Source organism: Paenibacillus sp. 01T442, from assembly GCF_056398345.1.
Genome location: NZ_JBFTPF010000004.1, coordinates 34,098 through 53,130, shown reverse-complemented (window position 1 = coordinate 53,130; position 19,033 = coordinate 34,098). Strand labels below are relative to the sequence as shown.

The following is a 19,033-nucleotide window of genomic DNA, read 5'->3' as shown; positions in this document are numbered from 1 at the left end:
ACTACATCTGGAGGTGGAAAAGAAAAAACATGAGTGAAATACCCATTATTCGGCAATAGTAACAAAAACAAACTCAGGTGGTTCGCTCAATGAAGAACTCTATCTTTACCTTCATGCAAAAATTACTGAAACAGAAGTACCAACCGGTTATAGCCAGTATTCGTGAAGCAAATCAAATTCACACTATGCCAGATAACCTGGAAGAAATCCTGCTCACGATCGGAGAAGGACTGGGGCATAGCACAGATCTTGTGATTCGAAGAATGATGATACCATCCGTGCCTCCCTGCAAGGCTGCCATTGTGTACATGGATGGACTTGCGAATGTCAAAGAAATTCTGGACTCCCTTCTTATCGATTATCGATCCGGAGATATCCATCTCCCCTTGCTAGATGACATAGCACCGTTATCTCTCATCAAAGAGTACTTATTGAAATCAGGTGAAGTCACAGGTACTTCTGATTTTGAAACGCTCTATCATATGATTTTATCTGGGGATACGGTCATATTAGTGGATGGGTATAACGAAGGAATTTGCGCGAACTCACGAGACTGGAAAGATCGCGGGGTCACCGAACCCTCGTCTCAGACGGTTGTAAGAGGGCCTCGCGAAGGTTTTTCCGAATCCTTGCGCACGAACACCGCATTAGTTCGAAGGAAAATCAAAGATCCTCATCTATGGATGGAAACTAGGCAGATTGGCCGTGTCACCCAGACCGATGTCGCCACCATGTATATCAAAGGACTGGTGGATGACACGATTGTCGAGGAAGTACGTACCCGATTAGCGAGGATCGATATTGATGGGATTCTCGAGAGTGGATACATCGAAGAGCTCGTTCAAGATGAAGCCTATACGCCATTCCCTACCATATTTAATACAGAGCGACCCGATGTTGTTGCAGCAGCACTACTAGAGGGACGAATCGCAATCTTAGTAGACGGCACACCATTTGTTCTCATTGTACCAGCCGTATTTACACATTTTATGCAAGCAGCGGAAGATTCTTACCAAAGGGCAGATATCAGCTCATTAATCCGTATTCTCCGATATGTATCGCTGATGATGGCCTTACTCGCTCCTGCTGCCTATATTGCGGTGACGACCTTTCACCAAGAGATGATACCGACAACACTGCTCGTTAATATTGCTGCACATCGGGAGGGAATCCCGTTCCCTGCTTTTATTGAAGCACTTCTTATGGAAGTTACGTTCGAGATCCTCCGGGAAGCCGGGATCAGAATGCCTCGTACAATCGGCCAAGCGGTATCCATTGTAGGTGCGCTTGTCATTGGACAAGCTGCTGTTGAAGCTGGATTAGTAGGCCCAGCAATGGTCATCATCGTCGCGATTACAGCCATCTCTACCTTTATTATCCCTTCCTTTAACATGGGAATTTCCATTCGGATGATCCGTTTCATCCTAATGATTTTGGCAGCATCACTTGGTCTATATGGGATACTCATTGGCATTATTGCTCTGGTGTTGCATTTATGCAGTTTGCGTTCTTTTGGCGTCCCTTACCTAGCTCCATTCGCTCCCTATAATGTGGAGGATCAGAAGGATAATGTCATTCGCCTCCCTCATTGGGCCTTGTTGAAGCGTCCTAGCTTTATTAGTTCAAATAATAGACAGAAACAAACCTATAATCCCCCACAGAAACCAGAATCTTAAGCGTGATTAGCCAAATCTGGAGAAGGTGATCTATACAAATGTTGAAACGAGCTGTGCTTATTATCCTCATGCTGTTGATCGTAACGGGTTGTTGGAACCGCAAGGAGCTTGATCAGATTTCCATAGCAACAGCTATTGGCATTGATAAACATGGGGATCATTATAATGTTTCGGTCCAATTACTCAACTCCGATGAAATCACGTCAACGAAAGGAGTCGGCCAGCGACAGCCCGTTGTGACACTCCAGATGAGCAGCGGGGGTACGATTTTTGAATCCTTTCGTAAGCTGACAATGAGCTCACCACGTAAAATCCTTTCTTCCCATTTACGTATAGTTGTCCTAGGAGAGGAACTAGCTAAAGATGGAATCTCCAAGGTGCTGGATCTCATATCAAGAGATCCAGAGGCGCGCTCGGACTTCAATATTTTATTAGCTAGAAATGCTACAGCCAACGATATCTTACAAGTGTTGACACCACTTGAGAAGATTCCGGCCAACAAGCTCTATTCTTCTCTCGTCTCCTCCGAGAAAAATTGGGGAGTCACCGCAGATGTTGACTTGCATCAACTTATTTACGATTTAGTGGATCCAGGTAAAGATCCCGTCCTTTCTAGTATTCATATTAAAGGAGACCCGAAAAAAGCAAAGTCTCGCGAAAACTTAAGTTCTGTTCTCCCTCCTGCAATATTGGAGTATAAAAGCCTTGGTGTTTTCCATAAAGATCAGTTTGTCGGATGGTTAACGGACAGAGAAAGTAAAGGTTACAATTATGCCTTGAGTAACCTGCAAAGTACGGTTGTTGCTCTTCCTTGCCAAGATGGTGGCAAAATGTCCATAGAATTGATAAGTACAAGTTCCAAAATCAAAGCAAGATTTGTAGACCAACAACCGCAGGGCTTCGTCAATGTTAGCGTTGAAGCGAATATTGGAGAAGTAGCCTGTAAATTGAACTTAAATTCCACCTATACGATACAAGCCATCGAAGAACAGTTAAATGAAGAAATTAAGCAGACGATCCTAGATTCCGTGGCGAAAGCGAAGTCCTACAAGTCAGATATATTCGGATTCGGAGCCGCTATTCATCGTGCGAATTATAAACAATGGAATCTGATGAAAGAGAACTGGGATCAAGCTTTTGTTGATCTACCTGTTCAAGTAACTGTGCATGCCAAAATTCGCCATACGGGCTCGGTTGTTGAATCTTTTCTTGATCAAATGGAGTGATATGTATGATTTGGAGTTTTATTATTGTTCTTGTCTCACTTTGGACACTGAAGGTTCAGATCACTCTTTTAAAAGCAAAGAATCAGTACAGAGAAATCTGGTTCTTCATTCTATCTCTCTGCATTTCCGCCCTATTGAGCATAGCTGTTAGTTTAAAGATCCCCCTGCTCAATCCATTAGATGTGATCGCTTACGTATTCGGACCTATGGGGAAAATGATCACAACCTTACTCACGTAACTGTAAGTCAAAGGAGTCAGCGATGTTCGAAAAAGAGAAAATCAGCCTGCGCCAATTTAAAATATTAGTTTTACTATTCAGCTTGGGCAGTACGATCCTAATCGTGCCTTCTGTCCTTACGGCTTTTGCCCGTCAAGATGGGTGGTTGTCTGCAGCCTTAGGTATCACTATAGGAGGAGGTGTGATAGGCCTCTATGTAACGCTGGGTAATCGGTATCCGAATCACTCCTTAATGGCCTATAGCGAGTTGATCCTAGGAAAATGGTTAGGCAAAGTCATAAGCATCCTCTTCTATCTATTTTTCCTTATCATAGCCTCATTAGTTCTTCGTAATGTCGGTGATTTTATTACAACCATTATCATGCCAGAGACACCCATTCAAGTTATTCACTTTGTATTCCTGCTGATTATTATGCTCGGAGCAGTGTTGGGCTTAGAAGTGATTGCCCGTGCTGGGGAGATTTTCCTACCTTGGGTTCTGTTGTTTATTGGTGTGCTTATTGGCTTTCTGATTCCACAGATTAAAATTGAACGCTTACCACCTATATTTGAAGCAAGTACCAAAGCTATTATTCACGGAAGTTTGTCGGTACTTTCTATTCCCTATCTGGAAATGGTCGTTTTTCTGATGGTCTACCCGACTATTCACACCAATTTGAAAAAAGGCAAAGGATTTATTCAAGCAGGCTTTATGGGTGGTGTGGTCATTTTTACCATAACCATTTTATGTATCGTCGTACTTGGTTGGGACTTCACTTCACGCCATACGTTTCCTAGTTACACATTAGCTAAAAAGATCCATCTCGGCGGATTCATCCAACGCATCGAAGTATTGGTCGCGATCATTTGGTTTGTCACCATCTATTTCAAGCTCGTTATTTGCTTCTATAGCTCACTGGTTGGACTGCAGCAAATCTTTAACTTGCGTACCTATCGCCCGTTCGTCGTGCCAAGTGCGCTTATTCTGTTTACACTCGCCTTCCTTGTTTACCCGAACATCATCTATTTCCGAGATTTCGCTTCTAATATTTGGCCTCCATTTGCCCTAACTATCGGGCTGTTCCTGCCTTTAGGTTTGTTGATTGTATCTTATTTTAGACCTGTTGGAAGGTCGAATAAATGAATGGGGGATCGTTATCGCTTCTTCATCCAACATAAACACCTGTCGCAGAAATGGAGCAGCGATTAGCCAAAATAATTGAAGCGTTAAATATTGAATCGATCGGTCATCCTCATCATCAAAGATTTACCTTCCTTCCTTAGCAACCGGTTTACGTTCACAGCCAGCGTATTATCATGACGAACTGAAAATACGATCCACGAGCTTTTTGCGCATGACATACCAACTATCTATCCGCTCTGGATAAAATTTATGCTCGATGACTTCATAATGTAACCTTTCGTACATCCGAATATTGTCTGGAATGGATAGTCGTACCTCAACCCGAGTTTCCATAATCCCCTGATCTCGTGCTTTGTTTTCCACGAAAGTTAACAGTGCTTTGCAGATGCCCTTCCCCCGAAATTCAGGAAGTACAGACACTCTGCCAATATACATATAATCGTCGACGGGCTTATACCTCGCTGACCCGACCACATTAGCTCCTTCGCATGCGAGTGCTGCTCCACCGCCGATGTTAAATGTATGAATCGTGTGATCCACCGTTTCCTTAAGTGCACCTGAAGGTGGATTGAGCTTACCGTTGTATTCTTTGAATGATGCGATCATGACCTGGTAAATGAGTTCGGATTCGTCGATTGTAGCTTCTCTGATGGGTAAGGTCATCGTTCCTCGACTCCTTATATAGATTTATCAAGCCTAGTTACGAGCCATGTTCCTTACATAATCAGGCATCCTTCGCATATATCGCTCTGTATCGTGCTCAAAATCATACTGCTTGTACAGCTCATGCGCATCCTTCGTACCCAGCAAGCCAACGAGGTCTTTATAATCATCACAGGTTATCAAGCTTTCTACTAGTTTCTTACCGATCCCCATGCCCCTGTAGTCTTCATCAATAAATACATCGCATAGATAAAACATCGTCGCATTGTCCGTTACGACTCTCGCGAAGCCAACTTGTTTGCGCCCTTCATATACGCCATAGCATGCAGAGTTCTCGATCGCGCGAAGCGTCCTTTCTTCCGGTCGTTTATTCGCCCAATAGCTTCGTGAGAGGAAACCTTGGATAACATCTAGATCTAGCCGTTCTTTATTACCGCTGATGACAAATTGGTTCCACGTAATCTCCATCATATCTGCTCCTCTACTGAACTCGGTTCATTGATTTCCATCTATAATACTACATTCCATTGCCATTGCTGAATTCCCTTTTCATCCCTTCGAAAAGTCCTACAAACTTGTGCACGAAATGTCGGATAACCATCTGCAATTCCTGCTATTCTATGGTTAGAGGAGGTCAGAACGATGGATTTGCTTAAAAACATGAACAGCGCGCTCAAGTTTATCGAAGACAACCTGACGGACACGATTGACACGAATGAAGTAGCTCGGATAGCCTTATGCTCCGAATATCATTTCAAGCGTATGTTTTCCTTCCTCGCGGGCATCCCGTTATCCGAGTACATTCGCCGCAGGCGGCTAAGCCTTGCCGCTTTTGAGCTGAGAGACAGTCAGGTCAAAGTCATTGATATTGCCATCAAATATGGGTATAACTCGCCTGATTCGTTCACAAGGTCTTTTCAGAATTTGCATGGTGTTACACCGTCTGAGGCTAGGAATAATGGACAGTCTTTGAAAGCCTATCCGCCTATGACCTTCCAAATCACCATTCAAGGGGGAAGTGAAATGAATTATCGTATTGAGGAAAAAGAAGCGTTTCATATTGTTGGTATTCACAAACGAGTGCCCATTATCTTTAACGGCGTTAATCCTGAAATTGCCGCGATGTGGCAAAGCTTAACTATGGACTTAATTAACACCCTTAAACAACTCTCCAATGTCGAGCCCATTGGTCTAGTAAGTGCCTCTACCAACTTCTCCGAAGGCCGCATGGAGGAAAAGGGAGAGCTTGACCACTATATTGGCGTTGCTACAACGAATCCGTGTCCCGATAATTTCACACAACTCGACGTATCTGCCTCGACGTGGGCGGTATTCGAAGCCATCGGACCGTTCCCCGAAACGCTGCAAAATGTATGGGGACGCATCTACTCCGAATGGTTCCCTTCCTCAGGCTATGAACAAGTTGCTGGACCGGAAATGCTGTGGAACGCAGATAAGGATACAACTTCGCCTACGTTTAGAAGTGAGATATGGATACCGGTGAAGAGGAAGTAGTGAAAGCAATTGCTAGATCGTGAGGGGGGGCCGCTCCCCCCGTTACCGACCAAAGTGACTTGGAGGATCTCTGCAGTAGCATATAGAAAAGCTCCTGGATTCCTGCATAATTACAGGAATTAGGAGCTTTTGGGGTTAGATTACATCACTATTGGCATGTGGGAGCAGCTTTTCAGTGCATCCTGCTACTGTAGTGATGTTTTTCATTGCTATTGGCAGAGGTTGATGAGTCAGCCGCCGGAGGCTGACATCGAGAAAGCCGTCAGCTAGACGATGACAGTGGCCTTCTCCTTCGGAGCGCTAGGCACCGCGGGCTTCTTGTACTGCACGCCCGCGGTGTCCCGCTCCCGTAGCATGAGGGAGAATCCCCACGCTACCGCAAGAAACCCAGCCGCGCCAAGCAGCGCGATTTGAATGATCCGGCGAGGTCCGAGCTTCCTCGCCGTCCACGGCATGAGCTGAGACACAGCCATGAGGCCAAGCGCCTCGGGAAATGTCGTCAGTCCGGTATGCAACGCGGGCTTTGAACACATCCTGATACATCAGCGGGGAAATATAGAGCATGCCGAGCAGCCCCGCTGCGGTACACAATGCGATCATGCCTGTCGTAGATACAGGCGATCTACGAACAAGCGCAGTTGGAGCATCGGCTCACTTACCCCCTTCGCAGGAAGCGAACAGCACGACTTACCAGTGCCGGAAGCACCGAAACATGTCCTTCGCCTTCAAACTCATAGAAATGAGCATCTAACTTCTCACTCGGCAAGAGAGCTAAGCGCCCATACAGCTCTTTGGCATTCTCGCTCATATTGCTCGGGTGATTCTTCTCGAGCTCACCGATGGTGATAAGCAGCTTATGTTGAATTTGCCTCTGCTGGAGACCGGAAGTATACTGGTCCTCCTGCTCGCGCAGCATCGCTTTGTTCCAATGGACCGATGGACTGCCTGCAATATAGGTTTGAAACGTGTGCGGCTGCGTGAATAAGGTATGCAGCACGAAAAGTCCACCTAGCGAATGCCCAAAGACCGCTTGCTGCTTCGTATTAATCGAATTATCACGCTCGATGCGTGGCTTAAGCTCCTCCTCGATGAAAGCCCGAAAAGCATCCGCCCCACCGACTTGAGGTCTTGCAGCTTCTTTGTTGCGTACAGGTAGAGCATCAAGCACTTCTTTCGGCGTTGGCATCGTAAAATCATAAAACCGTGAGGAATCGAACGGCTCGCCTGTCGGATAGCCAATACCCACAACGACTGCCGGGTAGACACCCGTCTTCTCGGGAACGCGTGATTGTACACGCATCGTTTCAACCATCGTGGCAAAAAGCGCATTGGCATCCAGCAAATAGATGACTGGGAATCCTTCAGGCGGCGCCTCCTGCGAAGGCTTAAATACGTAAATTTGATAGGGCTGCTCTCTTGTTGCGCTGTGAAGAAGATACTGCTCTGTGTTTGGTAATGTAAAAGACTGACGGACAACTTCCCTCGAAGGCGTAGTGGTCTCGATGGATGAATGGGGTAAACGGGTCATTGGGTTTACTTTCTTTTCCTCTCGTTTCAGGTTCAACGATCAGGCTGGATCTAGTGTGTTTACGGATCGATGGATTGTCTATGGGAATAACGTTTGATAATGATTCTCATTATTGATTATAGGGTAAGGTAAACACATCGACCATGAACGATATCCACATAATGGAATGGAGAATGTTCAGATCATCGGGGAGCAGTGAAATCTACAACTTCGCTCCAAATTATCTACAGGAAATCCATCTATTTGCTCAAAAGTGCGGTTTCCCGCCACATTACCTGTAGGAAATCCAGTTAATCCAGTCAGAGTCAATAGCGACGAGGGGGAGGGTGTACAAGTGGTTTGTTTGGTGTCGGTATGCATGTGGTGCGTGGAAATGCTTTGGCTGATGGGTGCGAGGGTCTTCAAGTAGCTTGTTTGGCGTGGTCGTGCATGTGGTGCATCGAACGATGTGATGGTGGGATAAATAAGTTGTAGATTGATCCCTTAAAAGAAGCAGCGGCGGACCAAGACTTGAAAAATAAAGTCTTAGACTGCCGCTGTAGTCATTCAAATAACCTACCCTTTAGTATAACAATGCATCATCTCTGCGATCCCCGAAAGAGTTAATGCATAATGAGGACTGGGTAACTTGATAGCTGTGAAACCTTGTGGCTGACACTTCCAAGCATCATTTCTATTATGCCAATTAGCCCACGGCTCCCAATAATAATGAGTTGCTGCTCGGTATCCCCTGCATATTTTAATATCTCATGTATCATCCTTCCCGTGGCAGCTCGTAACTATTTCGGCTACCTACAAAACGGTTTCTTGCTGCTCCTATACCGACTAAAAAGAGCAAGATCGCAGCGCCAAGCAGAATGAAAAGTGGCAGGTTCCAACTATTTGTCGCATCATGCAGATATCCTATAAGAGCAGGACCGACTGCGGCAAAAAGATATCCGATCGATTGCGCCATGCCAGACAGTTTCGCTGCTTGATGCGCATTTTCAGTACGTAACCCGAAAAACATCATGGACAAACTAAAGGCGAAGCCTCCACCTATTCCGAGCATGATGATCCACAACAGAATCATATTGGAGCTTCCGTAAAGAAGTCCAATCGTTCCCGTCAAAAGCAAAATGGTTGTAATGACCACTAACAACCGTTGGCTGGACATGCGCCCAGCAATAACGGGGACAATAAAGGCAAATGGAAGCATAGCTAACTGCATGATCGAGAGGTACCATCCTGATTGGTTTGGATCAATTCCTTGCTGCTTTAAAATTTCAGGCAACCATGCGATCAAAACATAGAAAACCATGGACTGTATACCCATAAACAAGGTTACTTCCCAGGCAATGAGGGATTGCCAAACATTCACATCGTTGCTGGCCATTTTTTGACTCGTCGTGGTTGTTTGCTTCGTTTGGTTTCTTAATTGGGGTAACCAACAGAGGATTGATACAAAGCTTAGAATCCCCCATATTCCCAATGCTCCCTGCCATTTCAGACCTGCGTTTACGGCTAGAGGCACACTGATTCCCGATGCGATTGCTCCACATAAACTCATTGAAATGGAGTAAACACCTGTCATGGAGCCAATTTTATTTGGGAAATCCCTCTTGATTATACTTGGCAATAATACATTACATACGGCAATTGCGAATCCAAGAATTGCTGTTCCAATAAACAGATTAGCTGCGCCAGATAAAGAACGTATTACAATACCTACAGTCAGAAAGAGCAAGGCGATCATTATGATACGTTCAACCCCATACCTTTGGCCTAATTTTGGTACTAGAGGCGATAACAAAGCAAATGCAAGCAAGGGTACCGTTGTGATCAGGCCTGCTAATGTATTTGAAATATGAACGTCATCCCTTATCAGACTCACTAAAGGACTGACTGATGTTAAGGGAGTACGTAAATTAGCTGCAATAACAATAATGCCGAGAATGATCAGCCCTATAGAGGATGGTACGGCTTTATTATTTTGTTTGTTCGGCATTCTTAATTTCTCCTTCCTGAATTCTTACGTATTATTTGCTTCCTGCTTTTTGAAAAAAACGATACATCCGCGCGAATAAATAAAGTATATTATAATATACTTTATTTATCAATAAGTACTTTATAATATACTTTGATTCATCTATAAACAAAAATACAACTCTGAAATTCCCGTCATGGAATTCAGAGTTGTATTTAATAAGTGGAATTTTCGACTTTAGAAATCGTACTTTAAGGATATATGGAGCACTGTTTCGCTATCCGTATGATTGGTATAAGAATGAGGACAATCTGCACGAAAACTGATAGTATCATATTGATTCAATGTGTAAATCTCTCCATTGACTTGAATTTCAATGGAACCAGTCATGACTGTCGCAATTTCAGTTGTATTGACATGATGACCTTCAGGCTGATACGAGCTATTTGGTTGTAAGTAAGCCCGACACATTTCAATATCGTTACTTTTAAAAATTGGTTCAATGATCCAATTTTTTTGATCATTAGAAAACCGCAGTCCTTCACCTGCTCGATACAAACTAGCAGAGTCTTCTGATTTGAATAAAGCCAATAGCGGTAAAGATATACCTTTTGAAATTTTCCATATAATAGCCAAGGTTGGATTTGTCTCGCCACGTTCGATATTCCCCAGAGTAAGTTTGCTTACGCCCGTTAGTTCCGATAAGTCGTCTAAGCTCATGTTTTTTTCTTTTCTGTACTTTTTCAAGGCAACACCGATTTGTAATACAATTTCTTTTGATTCATTGATTTCATCCATTAGATTCACCTCAACAAAAAACAGTTATAGCTAGTATATTATTTATCTAGATACTTTTCCATACGAGTAGTATTTGATGGTGGACTACACTCCTATGAAAAAATAATCTGCCCGTTTAGCTTAATGAAACTTCTTCAGTCTAATACTTTATTTTCTTCTAACACATGTGGTGCGTCGAACGATGTGGTGGTAGGGGTGAGGGGAGGCTTCAACTAGCTTGTTTGGCGTCACTCCCCCTCCCTACGGCGGATTACCTGTAAAAACTCCAGCTAAATTCTGTGAAATCCCTCGATTTTTATGTTTAACTGGATTTCCTACATCTATTTCCGCTGATCTGACCGATATCCGCAATTCCGGCCCAAATTAGCTACAGGAAATCCATCTAATTGCTCGAAAGCGCGATTTTCCGCCAATTTAACTGTAGGAAATCCATCTAATCCGCTCAGATGTGGGTACGAGAGGCAATTGGCATGCGTATAGGTTTGCCCAGCACCGTCTAGCCTCGTTCTGCTCTACCTAGCTCGGCCAGCACACCCGCAAACAACACAAAAACCGCCCCCTCCCAGGGGCGGCTCCACCACTCTCTATCGGCGATGCTTATTCCGATAGAGCAGCCAAACGAAGTACGGCACGCCAATAATGGCGATGACGACGCCGACGGGCATCTCCACTGGCGCGAACGCCATTTTGGCGATGAAATCGGAGATCATCACCAAGAGCGCGCCGACAATCGCGCTGACGGGCAGCAGCCGGCGATGCGTTATGCCGACGAGTCGGCGAGCGATATGCGGCGCCATGAGGCCAATAAATCCGATGCCGCCGGAGACGGATACGCAGGCACTTACAATACCGATACTGCTCAGCAGAAGGATCGCCTTCTCTTTGTCTACAGCGGCTCCCAGCCCGCGAACGCTCTCTTCGCTCAGCTGGAACACATCCAGCACAAGAGATCGCCAGATAAGAACTGGCGTCAATACGATCAACCACGGCAGGATGGAGATAATATACTTCCAGTTCGCATTATAGATGCTGCCGGATACCCAGACGGCAGCCATCTCGAAATCTTTGGCATTCATTTTGAGCGTAATAAACACGGTCACTGCAGACAAGCCCGATGCAATCGCGATCCCCGTAAGTAGAAGCCGTTGCGAATCTAGCCTCCCCTCCTTTTGGGAGAAGACATAGATCAGAAGCGCTGCGCCCAGCCCACCGACCAAGCCGACAATAGGCATGGCCAGAATCGCCGCCCAGCCCGTTCCTTTCACCTTCCCTTGAAAGAAAAACAGGAAGATGACCATCGCCATCCCCGCTCCCGCATTGATACCMAGGATGCCCGGATCGGCCAAGTTGTTCCTAGTCAAGCTCTGCACAACTGTTCCCGCCATCCCTAACCCCATCCCAACCAACAACGCGATGACGATACGAGGTAGTCGGAACTCTAATATCACTAGATCATAATCATGCTGCGCATCAATCCGTAGCAGGGTTTTAAATACATCTTTCAACGTAATATCGAAAGCCCCATTAGTCAGGGACATATACGCCGTTAGTAACAGAAGTCCAATACCAATAATAATCTGCCAAGCATAGTACCGATCATTTCTTTTATCGATGAGACTCCCCTCCTCGCGTGCGAATGAGATAGAGGAAGAATGGAACACCGAGGATCGCGGTAACGACGCCAATCGGCATCTCGAATGGATAATTGAGGAAACGGCTCAACACATCACACATCCCCAAGAAAACGGCACCGATCACAGCCGAACATGGAATAATCCATTTGTAATCGATTCCCGTTAGAAACCTTGTGATATGTGGGACAAGCAGGCCAACAAATCCAATTTTACCTGCAATAGCCACAGAAATACCCGTCAGTAATACGACGCTTAATGTCGTTAACAATCTGACCTGCATCGTCTTCTGCCCAAGCGATACGGCGATTTCGTCCCCTAATGAGAAGATCGTCACCGACTTGGACATCCATATGGCAAGCCCCAAACCTACAACGGCAAAAGGAACCGCCAGCATAATTAACTGTGGATCCAGTTGATGCAGGCGTGCGTTATACCAGAAGCTAATATTTTGGGAGACTTGAAAATACATCGCAATTGCCGCAGACACACTACTCAGAAACGTCCCAATTAATGTCCCTAGTATCGCTAAACGCACAGGTGACAATCCCCCTGGTAATAGCGAAGCTAGCCCAAATACAATAACGATGCTTAGCGCCGAGCCAGCAAAAGACGCCATAATCATAGCCATCATCGAGGAATAGGGTGCAATGACCATACACAAGGTTACTGCGAATGCTGAGCCATCGGATATCCCCATGATTGAAGGGGATGCCAGATAATTCCTGGTCATCCCCTGCATGAGAGCGCCCGACACCGCGAGGAATGCGCCGACAAGCAGCGCTCCAATTACTCTTGGCAGTCTAGCGTGCATAATAATTTGATGATCGACATCGTTCGCATCAAAATGGACGAAAGCTTCAATAATACGGCTGAAATCCATGCTTTTGGCCCCATATGAGATGGACAGCACGATCGTAAAAAATATCGCGAAAGGTGCTGCCAATAAGATGAGGGTTGGTGCGGATACTCTCCATTTCATAGCTCTACTCTCACTTTGCTTGAACTAATTTAGAGCCATTAATCGCTTCTAAGAATTTAATTTTACTGTAAGCTGTACCGCCTTGTAGTAATGGATCTACGAGATTGGTATATAATTGGCCATTTTTAACKGCATTAATGTTTTTGAAGATAGGGTTGTTTTTCAAGTCTTCGAACACTTTCGGTGTATCTTTGTTCTCTTCCTCAGAGAATGGTTCATCTCAGCAAGCTTCTCGAATGAAATGTTTTGTTGCGCTTTCGCTGCTTTCACTTCCGCCGGTACTGTTGCACCAAGCTCAGCGTAGATAGATGGATTAAAGAATACATCCTCAGGGAAGATGAATAAGCTGCCTGCACGTACGCGAATTGCCAATACCTTCTTATCTTTGAAAATAGGACCGATCTTCGCTTTCAAAGCTGCTGAATCCGCCTTGTACTTATCAAGCACTTGCTTCGCTTTATCTTGTTTGCCTGTCAATTCGCCAAGCAAATTCAAGTTATTTTCCCAATCTGTTGCAATGTGAGATACCGGAATCGTCGGTCCCACTTTGGTCATTTTCTCAATCGTCTCCGCAGGAAATTTGGTGCTCATGAGAATAACATCCGGCTTCAGCTTCAAAATCGTTTCAAGGTTCGGCTGTGCTTTCTCGCCTACGCCCTCTGCTTTATCCGTAATTGGCGCGAATACAGCTGGGAATTTCCCACCGACCGTTAGTGCACCAACTGGCTTCACATCTAGAAGCAAAGCATCTTCCAAAGACTCCAGTGCGCCCGTAATAACGAGTTTATCCACTTTTCCAGGGACCGTGTACTCTTTACCCACGTATTTGATGACTCTTGGCCCTGAAGGTGTTGCTGCAGGAGCAGCTGTTGGTGCCACCGAAGCAGCTGGAGTTATTGTACCTGCTGCTGCAGGAGCCGTTTCCGTTTTCCCCCCGCCACATGCCGTCAATCCTAACAGAACCAATGTCGTAATACCGATTGTTGCTAACTTTTTCATTTTTCTTAAATCCCCTCTCTATCCGTTACAAATGATAATCATTCTCATTTAATTATAAAATAAGTTGCCCATGTCGAACATGGACAATATACGGAAGTTCTCATGTACGATTGTCACATAGATGATCATGAATGTCTTGAACCATGCGCTCCATGGCATAAGCAGAGTACTCGCGCCACGGATCAGAGGAAATGAGATGTAGGCGATTTCTGCGTACAACTTTCAGGTCCTGCCATGGGGCAGACGCTCGGATTCGCTCCCAATGCTGCAATGTCTTTGATTCCTGCCGTATGTTGAGAAGCAAATGATCCGCATCGAGATGTGCCAACTCTTCCAGTGTCAAACTTTGGTTATCTGCATATTGCTCTGAGCCCAGCGGCGCCTGTAAACCCAGATCTAGAAAGACATCTCGCATCCCACGTGTCGGGAATAGGAAGAAGCTATCGCCTAATAAGCTGGCAATCAACACTTTATCATTCTGGAGCTCTTCCTGCAGTCGCTCCCGTACGATCTTAATCTCGCGGTTGTAACCGTCTATCCAAACAACTGCTTCATCTAATGCACCTACAATTTGTGCCGTGGCGTGCAGTTGTTCCTGCCAGCTTTTATCATACAGAGGTACAATATGAACAAGGGCAATTTGAGACAATCGCTCCTTCTCCTTCATTGCCAACTGGTCTGTGCTAATGATGTAATCCACCTGACTATGCTCCAGTGCTTCCACGTTCGTTTCCCAATCCTCATTAAACCGGTAGCCACTCAAGTGCAAAGGGATATCTGTGCGATATTTATTATAGTAGTAGGAACTCCATTTGGGGTGTAGGGGGGCAGCGTAAGGCATGATCTTGAGTGCAAGCAATTGTCCGAGCACCGCCACAGAATAAGCGACGATTCGTTGTCGGCGATTTTTCAAATACTCGGTCGGGGAGACACCAACTTCTTTCTTAAACATGCGGCTAAAATAAAACTCATCATTGTAACCCACTTGGTAGGCAACATCCTTCAAACGTACATCGGTTTGCAGCATCAGCTGCTTCGCCATGTTCACTCTAACTTCTGTAAGATAGTCGATGGCGGTTTTGCCGCACGTTTTTTTGAATAAACTCACGTAATATTTCGGACTAATTTCAGCCATACGTGCGAGCTGTTCAATCGTCAAACTTTCCTTAAAATGGGCTTCGATATAGCTCTTCGTACGATCCATAGCGGCCCGTGAGTCGGACTTGGGATTCTGACGAATATGCGTCATCACCCAATGCATCAGTTCTAGAAATAGGGACTGTCCTCGAAATCGCTCCACAGCGCTCTCACTTCTACAGCATGCAAATAGCTGATCACACAGCTGAGTCAGTGTACCCTCGATATGGACACGCAGCTCGCCCATGAGTGGGAAATTCACCTCATCATCTGACGTATCACCCTGAATATCAAAAACAATGAGATACAACTCTGACTTCTGTCCATCACAAAAACCAACCGTTTCGCCAGGCATTAAAATATGTACAGTGTCCGGTTGCATACGAAAAGTTTCCAGATCTATTCTCAAATGGCCTTCACCATGCTTAACAACGATCATGCAGTAAGAAGAAATAAATTGCTGAGCCAAATTTCCCTCTTGAATGAATTGAGCAGTACGAAATTTAAGCCATGTATGATCAAGGCAAAGGAACGTGTCTTCATCTTTAGTCAACACTTCAGACAAGGCAGCAGGCTCCCCTCTATTTATGAAAATGAGAATCATTATCAATTTAAAATTTAGCACAAAAAGCAAAGGCCTGTCAACGATTGACAGACCTAAATGTGCTTAAAATATAGTTTGCATCTGCTCGTTCCGGACCTTTCACGTGTGCCGATGGTTTGCAGCATGTCGTTAAATAGTAGGTATTCGTGTCTTGAGCGCGGGGCAGTTCAAAGGATGAGAGCTGCCACGCCTCGCCGCCTAATAGTTTCAACCCCTCCACACCTTCCGAGATCAAGACTGAGAAGTCGGTAAGCGGCAGCGATAGCCCTTTGCCTACAGCTTTGATATAACTTTCCTTGGCCGTCCAAATCTGATAAAAACGCAGCTGCTTATCCTTATCTTGAGCGCCATTCAGCACGAAGCGATACTCATCCTCCGCAAAAAAGGATCGAGCAATCCCGTCTTCGAAGGCTTGCACGCGTTCCACATCGACGCCGACGGGATCGCTGTCCACCAGACAGACCACCCAATCCCCCGAGTGGGACACATTGAAATGGTAGTTACTCACCCCGCTGAGTCGCGGTTTACCGTAGCTATTGAGCTCGAACCTGATACTTGCATTGTCCATGTGAAGGTCCTCGATAATTCGACTACGAAGCAGCAGATCCGCCATCAATCCTCGGATCAGATCTTCTCGGTGACGAAAGCGATGCAGGCGTGCCCGCTTCTCTTCCGATATATAGGTGAGTCCTTCGGTTACCGCTTCTGGAGTTATTGACGTAATTGGTAATACATATAAACGCGCGATGGTGAACACCTCATTTATGCCACAAATATTCCATTAACCATTCACTCATTTCGATCCAATACCTGCGAATCCTCCTTTTGCAACATGCACACGTAGAAAAGCTGTGTATCCTCTGATACACAGCTTTCCTTTTTACATATAGGGTGTTTCCTCGAAACGTTGTTTCGCTTGCTGCAATTGTTCGAAGGCCAATGGGTTCTCAGAGAGCTGCTTGTTCGACCTTACAGCCTGCACCACGTGGTGCAGCAGACTTTCTGGCATATCCACATCACCGGTATTCGCTGTTAATGCAACAATCATCTTCAATTCCGGAATACCGAAGATACGTCTACCGCCTGAACCCGAAGCATAGAAAATTTCCATTTCCTTGCGACTTCCCTTATTTAAACCTTTGGCAAGTGACTTAGTCCACCAATAATAGCCGTAAGAGCCTTGCGTACCATTACTATAATTTAAAGTTACTCGCTTCATGAATGATGTGCGAATCCAAGATTGGGGAATAATTGACTTTCCTTCCCACTGTCCTTCATTCAGATACAGCAAGCCTAACTTCGCCATGTCCTCCAGTGATAAAGCCAATGCCCACGCGCCAATTGTAATGCCTCGATGATCATGATTCCATTTCACATTCGTTATGCCAAGCGGTTCGAATAACCGCGACTTCGCATATTCAAACATGGACATACCCGTTACTTTCCCTATTACTGCCGAGAGTAAATGCGCATCACCGTTCGAATAGTTAAACACAGCACCAGGCTGATGTTGGGCTGGGCGATTTAGAATATACGCTACCCAATCCGCTGCATGCATCATCTCAGTCGATGATTGTTCCTGATCATTATCCCATGAAAGTCCTGAAGTCATGCTGAGCAGATGCTTCAATTGGATCTTTGATTTTAAAGGATCATTTTCTAACTCTGGAAAAAATGTAGCCAGACGCTGTTCAATCGTCTTCAGTTTTCCCTCTGCTAAAGCAATTCCGATTAATGCTGATGTCACGCTTTTGGTAACTGATTTCATATCTTGCGGAATTCCAGGTTGAATCCCTTCTTTACAAGCATCTGCCACCCATACACCATTCCGGATAACCGCTATACTGTGCACGCCTTGATCATGGAAAACGTCAAAAGTCTTAGCTAACGTAGCTGAGTATAATCCTTGTGCCTCAGGCGTTGATGTTGGCCAGCCATGCGTGGGCCATTGAGCCGGTGGACGGGATGTTGCTTCCATACTACTTCGAGTTGGACTAATCACATTTGTTACCACAAGATCGATCCTTCCAGTTTGGTTTTCCCCTTTTTTCTTGTAATATACAGAAAAAGTGTGAAGCAAATGTGGTGTGAATCTTAAAGAAACCTTAAGATAGCTGAAAGTTTCCTGAAAATCTGTGTTGAAAACGCTCTTATGTTACAATTTGTTGAACAGTCATTTACACCGTAAATTTTGGAGGTCACCATGCGCAAATTAATCTTCTTCATCGGTCCTGCAGGTGCAGGCAAAACAACGCTAGCAAGAGCTTGGGTGCGCCGACATGGCGGAGCTTTCTTAGATATGGACACATTGCTGCGCCCCGCGGCAGAAGCGATCATGACCCTTGCTGGGCAAGATCCCAGCGATCGGGATTCGCCTTTTTATAAGCAACACTGCCGCGATTTGGGATATCGCATCACGATGGATGCGGCGCTTGAACAGCTCCTGCTTGATCAGGATGCTATCGTGATCGGGCCATTTACGAAGGAACAGGGAGACCCGCTGTGGCTGGAAGGGGAGTTGGCTCGTATCGGAGCTTCCATACAGAATGTCCGTGTTAAGGTGATTTACGCGTATTTACCGAGTGAGGATGTTTATAAGGAGCGTATTCGCTTAAGGGGCTTGGAATTGGATGTATGGAAGCTGGACAATTGGGATCAATTCCGTTCATCCCTGCAGCGCAGAGAAGTTACTTGGCGGATGGAACCGTCATCTCTCCTGTATTGGGATAATTCGGAGCCTTTATCGGATGCTAGGGAAGCTGAATTAGCTGCCTTTATCCTGGCTTGAATTGGGTGTATGGGAGCAAATGAAAGAACCCAGCAAACGCAATGGTTTGCTGGGTTCTTTGGTTGATATAATTTCTATCTTCATCTAGGTACTACTGCAGAATAGTACTTATTTCATCCATCATAAACTGTTATCTTAAATGTATAAACATTTGCCCG

General features: G+C 45.3%; 18 protein-coding genes and 1 pseudogene. 6 read left to right on the top strand and 13 right to left on the bottom strand.

The genetic code is table 11. The features are described 5' to 3' along the window. Positions 1 to 89 precede the first annotated feature (89 nt). The 4 genes from AC1DLM_RS05775 to AC1DLM_RS05760 are packed head-to-tail and all read left to right on the top strand — an operon-like array spanning position 90 to position 4,264. Positions 90 to 1,676: a spore germination protein gene (locus AC1DLM_RS05775; RefSeq protein ID WP_441989339.1), complete on the top strand. Its 1,587-nt coding sequence runs from the start codon at positions 90 to 92 to the stop codon at positions 1,674 to 1,676. 38 nt (positions 1,677 to 1,714) lie between these two features. Beyond that, a complete protein-coding gene (locus tag AC1DLM_RS05770) occupies positions 1,715 to 2,902 on the top strand; it encodes a Ger(x)C family spore germination protein (RefSeq protein ID WP_477569395.1) in 1,188 nt (395 codons plus the stop codon). Between the two features lie 5 nt (positions 2,903 to 2,907). Beyond that, a complete protein-coding gene (locus AC1DLM_RS05765) occupies positions 2,908 to 3,141 on the top strand; it encodes a hypothetical protein (RefSeq protein ID WP_477569394.1) in 234 nt (77 codons plus the stop codon). A gap of 22 nt (positions 3,142 to 3,163) precedes the next feature. Beyond that, a complete protein-coding gene (locus AC1DLM_RS05760; protein WP_477569393.1) occupies positions 3,164 to 4,264 on the top strand; it encodes a GerAB/ArcD/ProY family transporter in 1,101 nt (366 codons plus the stop codon). Between the two features lie 171 nt (positions 4,265 to 4,435). Here the strand turns inward: AC1DLM_RS05760 and AC1DLM_RS05755 are convergent, their stop codons facing one another. Then, on the bottom strand, positions 4,436 to 4,927 hold the full coding sequence (locus AC1DLM_RS05755) for a GNAT family N-acetyltransferase (protein WP_477569392.1): 492 nt from the start codon (positions 4,925 to 4,927) through the stop codon (positions 4,436 to 4,438). Positions 4,928 to 4,960: 33 nt separating this feature from the next. Further along, positions 4,961 to 5,398 (bottom strand): GNAT family N-acetyltransferase, encoded by a 438-nt coding sequence (locus AC1DLM_RS05750; protein ID WP_441989335.1) that lies wholly within the window; start codon positions 5,396 to 5,398, stop codon positions 4,961 to 4,963. Between the two features lie 171 nt (positions 5,399 to 5,569). On the opposite strand from AC1DLM_RS05750, the gene AC1DLM_RS05745 reads away from it, so the two are divergent. After that, complete coding sequence (locus AC1DLM_RS05745) at positions 5,570 to 6,442, top strand: AraC family transcriptional regulator (protein WP_477569391.1); 873 nt, start codon at positions 5,570 to 5,572, stop codon at positions 6,440 to 6,442. Between the two features lie 300 nt (positions 6,443 to 6,742). Here the strand turns inward: AC1DLM_RS05745 and AC1DLM_RS05740 are convergent, their stop codons facing one another. The 11 genes and pseudogenes from AC1DLM_RS05740 to AC1DLM_RS05690 form a co-directional block, all read right to left on the bottom strand. After that, positions 6,743 to 7,006 carry a hypothetical protein gene (locus AC1DLM_RS05740; protein WP_477569390.1) on the bottom strand — a complete coding sequence of 88 codons (264 nt, stop codon included), beginning with the start codon at positions 7,004 to 7,006 and terminating at the stop codon, positions 6,743 to 6,745. 91 nt (positions 7,007 to 7,097) lie between these two features. Next, positions 7,098 to 7,970, bottom strand: coding sequence for an alpha/beta hydrolase (locus tag AC1DLM_RS05735; RefSeq protein WP_477569389.1), 873 nt, complete (start codon positions 7,968 to 7,970; stop codon positions 7,098 to 7,100). Positions 7,971 to 8,572: 602 nt separating this feature from the next. Beyond that, the gene (locus AC1DLM_RS05730) at positions 8,573 to 8,728 is read right to left on the bottom strand and encodes a universal stress protein (RefSeq protein WP_477569388.1); all 156 of its coding nucleotides are present in this window, start codon (positions 8,726 to 8,728) and stop codon (positions 8,573 to 8,575) included. After that, a complete protein-coding gene (locus AC1DLM_RS05725; protein ID WP_477569387.1) occupies positions 8,725 to 9,957 on the bottom strand; it encodes a CynX/NimT family MFS transporter in 1,233 nt (410 codons plus the stop codon). The genes AC1DLM_RS05730 and AC1DLM_RS05725 overlap by 4 nt, the downstream gene beginning before the upstream one ends. A gap of 216 nt (positions 9,958 to 10,173) precedes the next feature. Continuing rightward, a complete protein-coding gene (locus tag AC1DLM_RS05720) occupies positions 10,174 to 10,734 on the bottom strand; it encodes a helix-turn-helix domain-containing protein (protein ID WP_057308466.1) in 561 nt (186 codons plus the stop codon). Positions 10,735 to 11,318: 584 nt separating this feature from the next. Then, positions 11,319 to 12,347 carry a FecCD family ABC transporter permease gene (locus AC1DLM_RS05715; RefSeq protein WP_477569468.1) on the bottom strand — a complete coding sequence of 343 codons (1,029 nt, stop codon included), beginning with the start codon at positions 12,345 to 12,347 and terminating at the stop codon, positions 11,319 to 11,321. Next, positions 12,340 to 13,347, bottom strand: a complete 1,008-nt coding sequence (locus AC1DLM_RS05710) for a FecCD family ABC transporter permease (RefSeq protein ID WP_477569386.1) — start codon at positions 13,345 to 13,347, stop codon at positions 12,340 to 12,342. The genes AC1DLM_RS05715 and AC1DLM_RS05710 overlap by 8 nt, the downstream gene beginning before the upstream one ends. A gap of 10 nt (positions 13,348 to 13,357) precedes the next feature. Further along, positions 13,358 to 14,346, bottom strand: a pseudogene (locus AC1DLM_RS05705) (ABC transporter substrate-binding protein). A gap of 100 nt (positions 14,347 to 14,446) precedes the next feature. Further along, positions 14,447 to 16,039, bottom strand: a complete 1,593-nt coding sequence (locus tag AC1DLM_RS05700) for an AraC family transcriptional regulator (protein WP_477569467.1) — start codon at positions 16,037 to 16,039, stop codon at positions 14,447 to 14,449. Positions 16,040 to 16,124: 85 nt separating this feature from the next. Further along, the gene (locus AC1DLM_RS05695) at positions 16,125 to 16,844 is read right to left on the bottom strand and encodes a 4'-phosphopantetheinyl transferase family protein (RefSeq protein WP_477569385.1); all 720 of its coding nucleotides are present in this window, start codon (positions 16,842 to 16,844) and stop codon (positions 16,125 to 16,127) included. Between the two features lie 123 nt (positions 16,845 to 16,967). Next, positions 16,968 to 18,101 (bottom strand): serine hydrolase domain-containing protein, encoded by a 1,134-nt coding sequence (locus AC1DLM_RS05690; protein ID WP_441989326.1) that lies wholly within the window; start codon positions 18,099 to 18,101, stop codon positions 16,968 to 16,970. Positions 18,102 to 18,290: 189 nt separating this feature from the next. Here AC1DLM_RS05690 and AC1DLM_RS05685 point away from each other — a divergent pair, with 189 nt between their 5' ends. Then, on the top strand, positions 18,291 to 18,875 hold the full coding sequence (locus AC1DLM_RS05685; RefSeq protein WP_441989325.1) for a P-loop nucleotide/nucleoside kinase family protein: 585 nt from the start codon (positions 18,291 to 18,293) through the stop codon (positions 18,873 to 18,875). Positions 18,876 to 19,033: the final 158 nt, after the last annotated feature.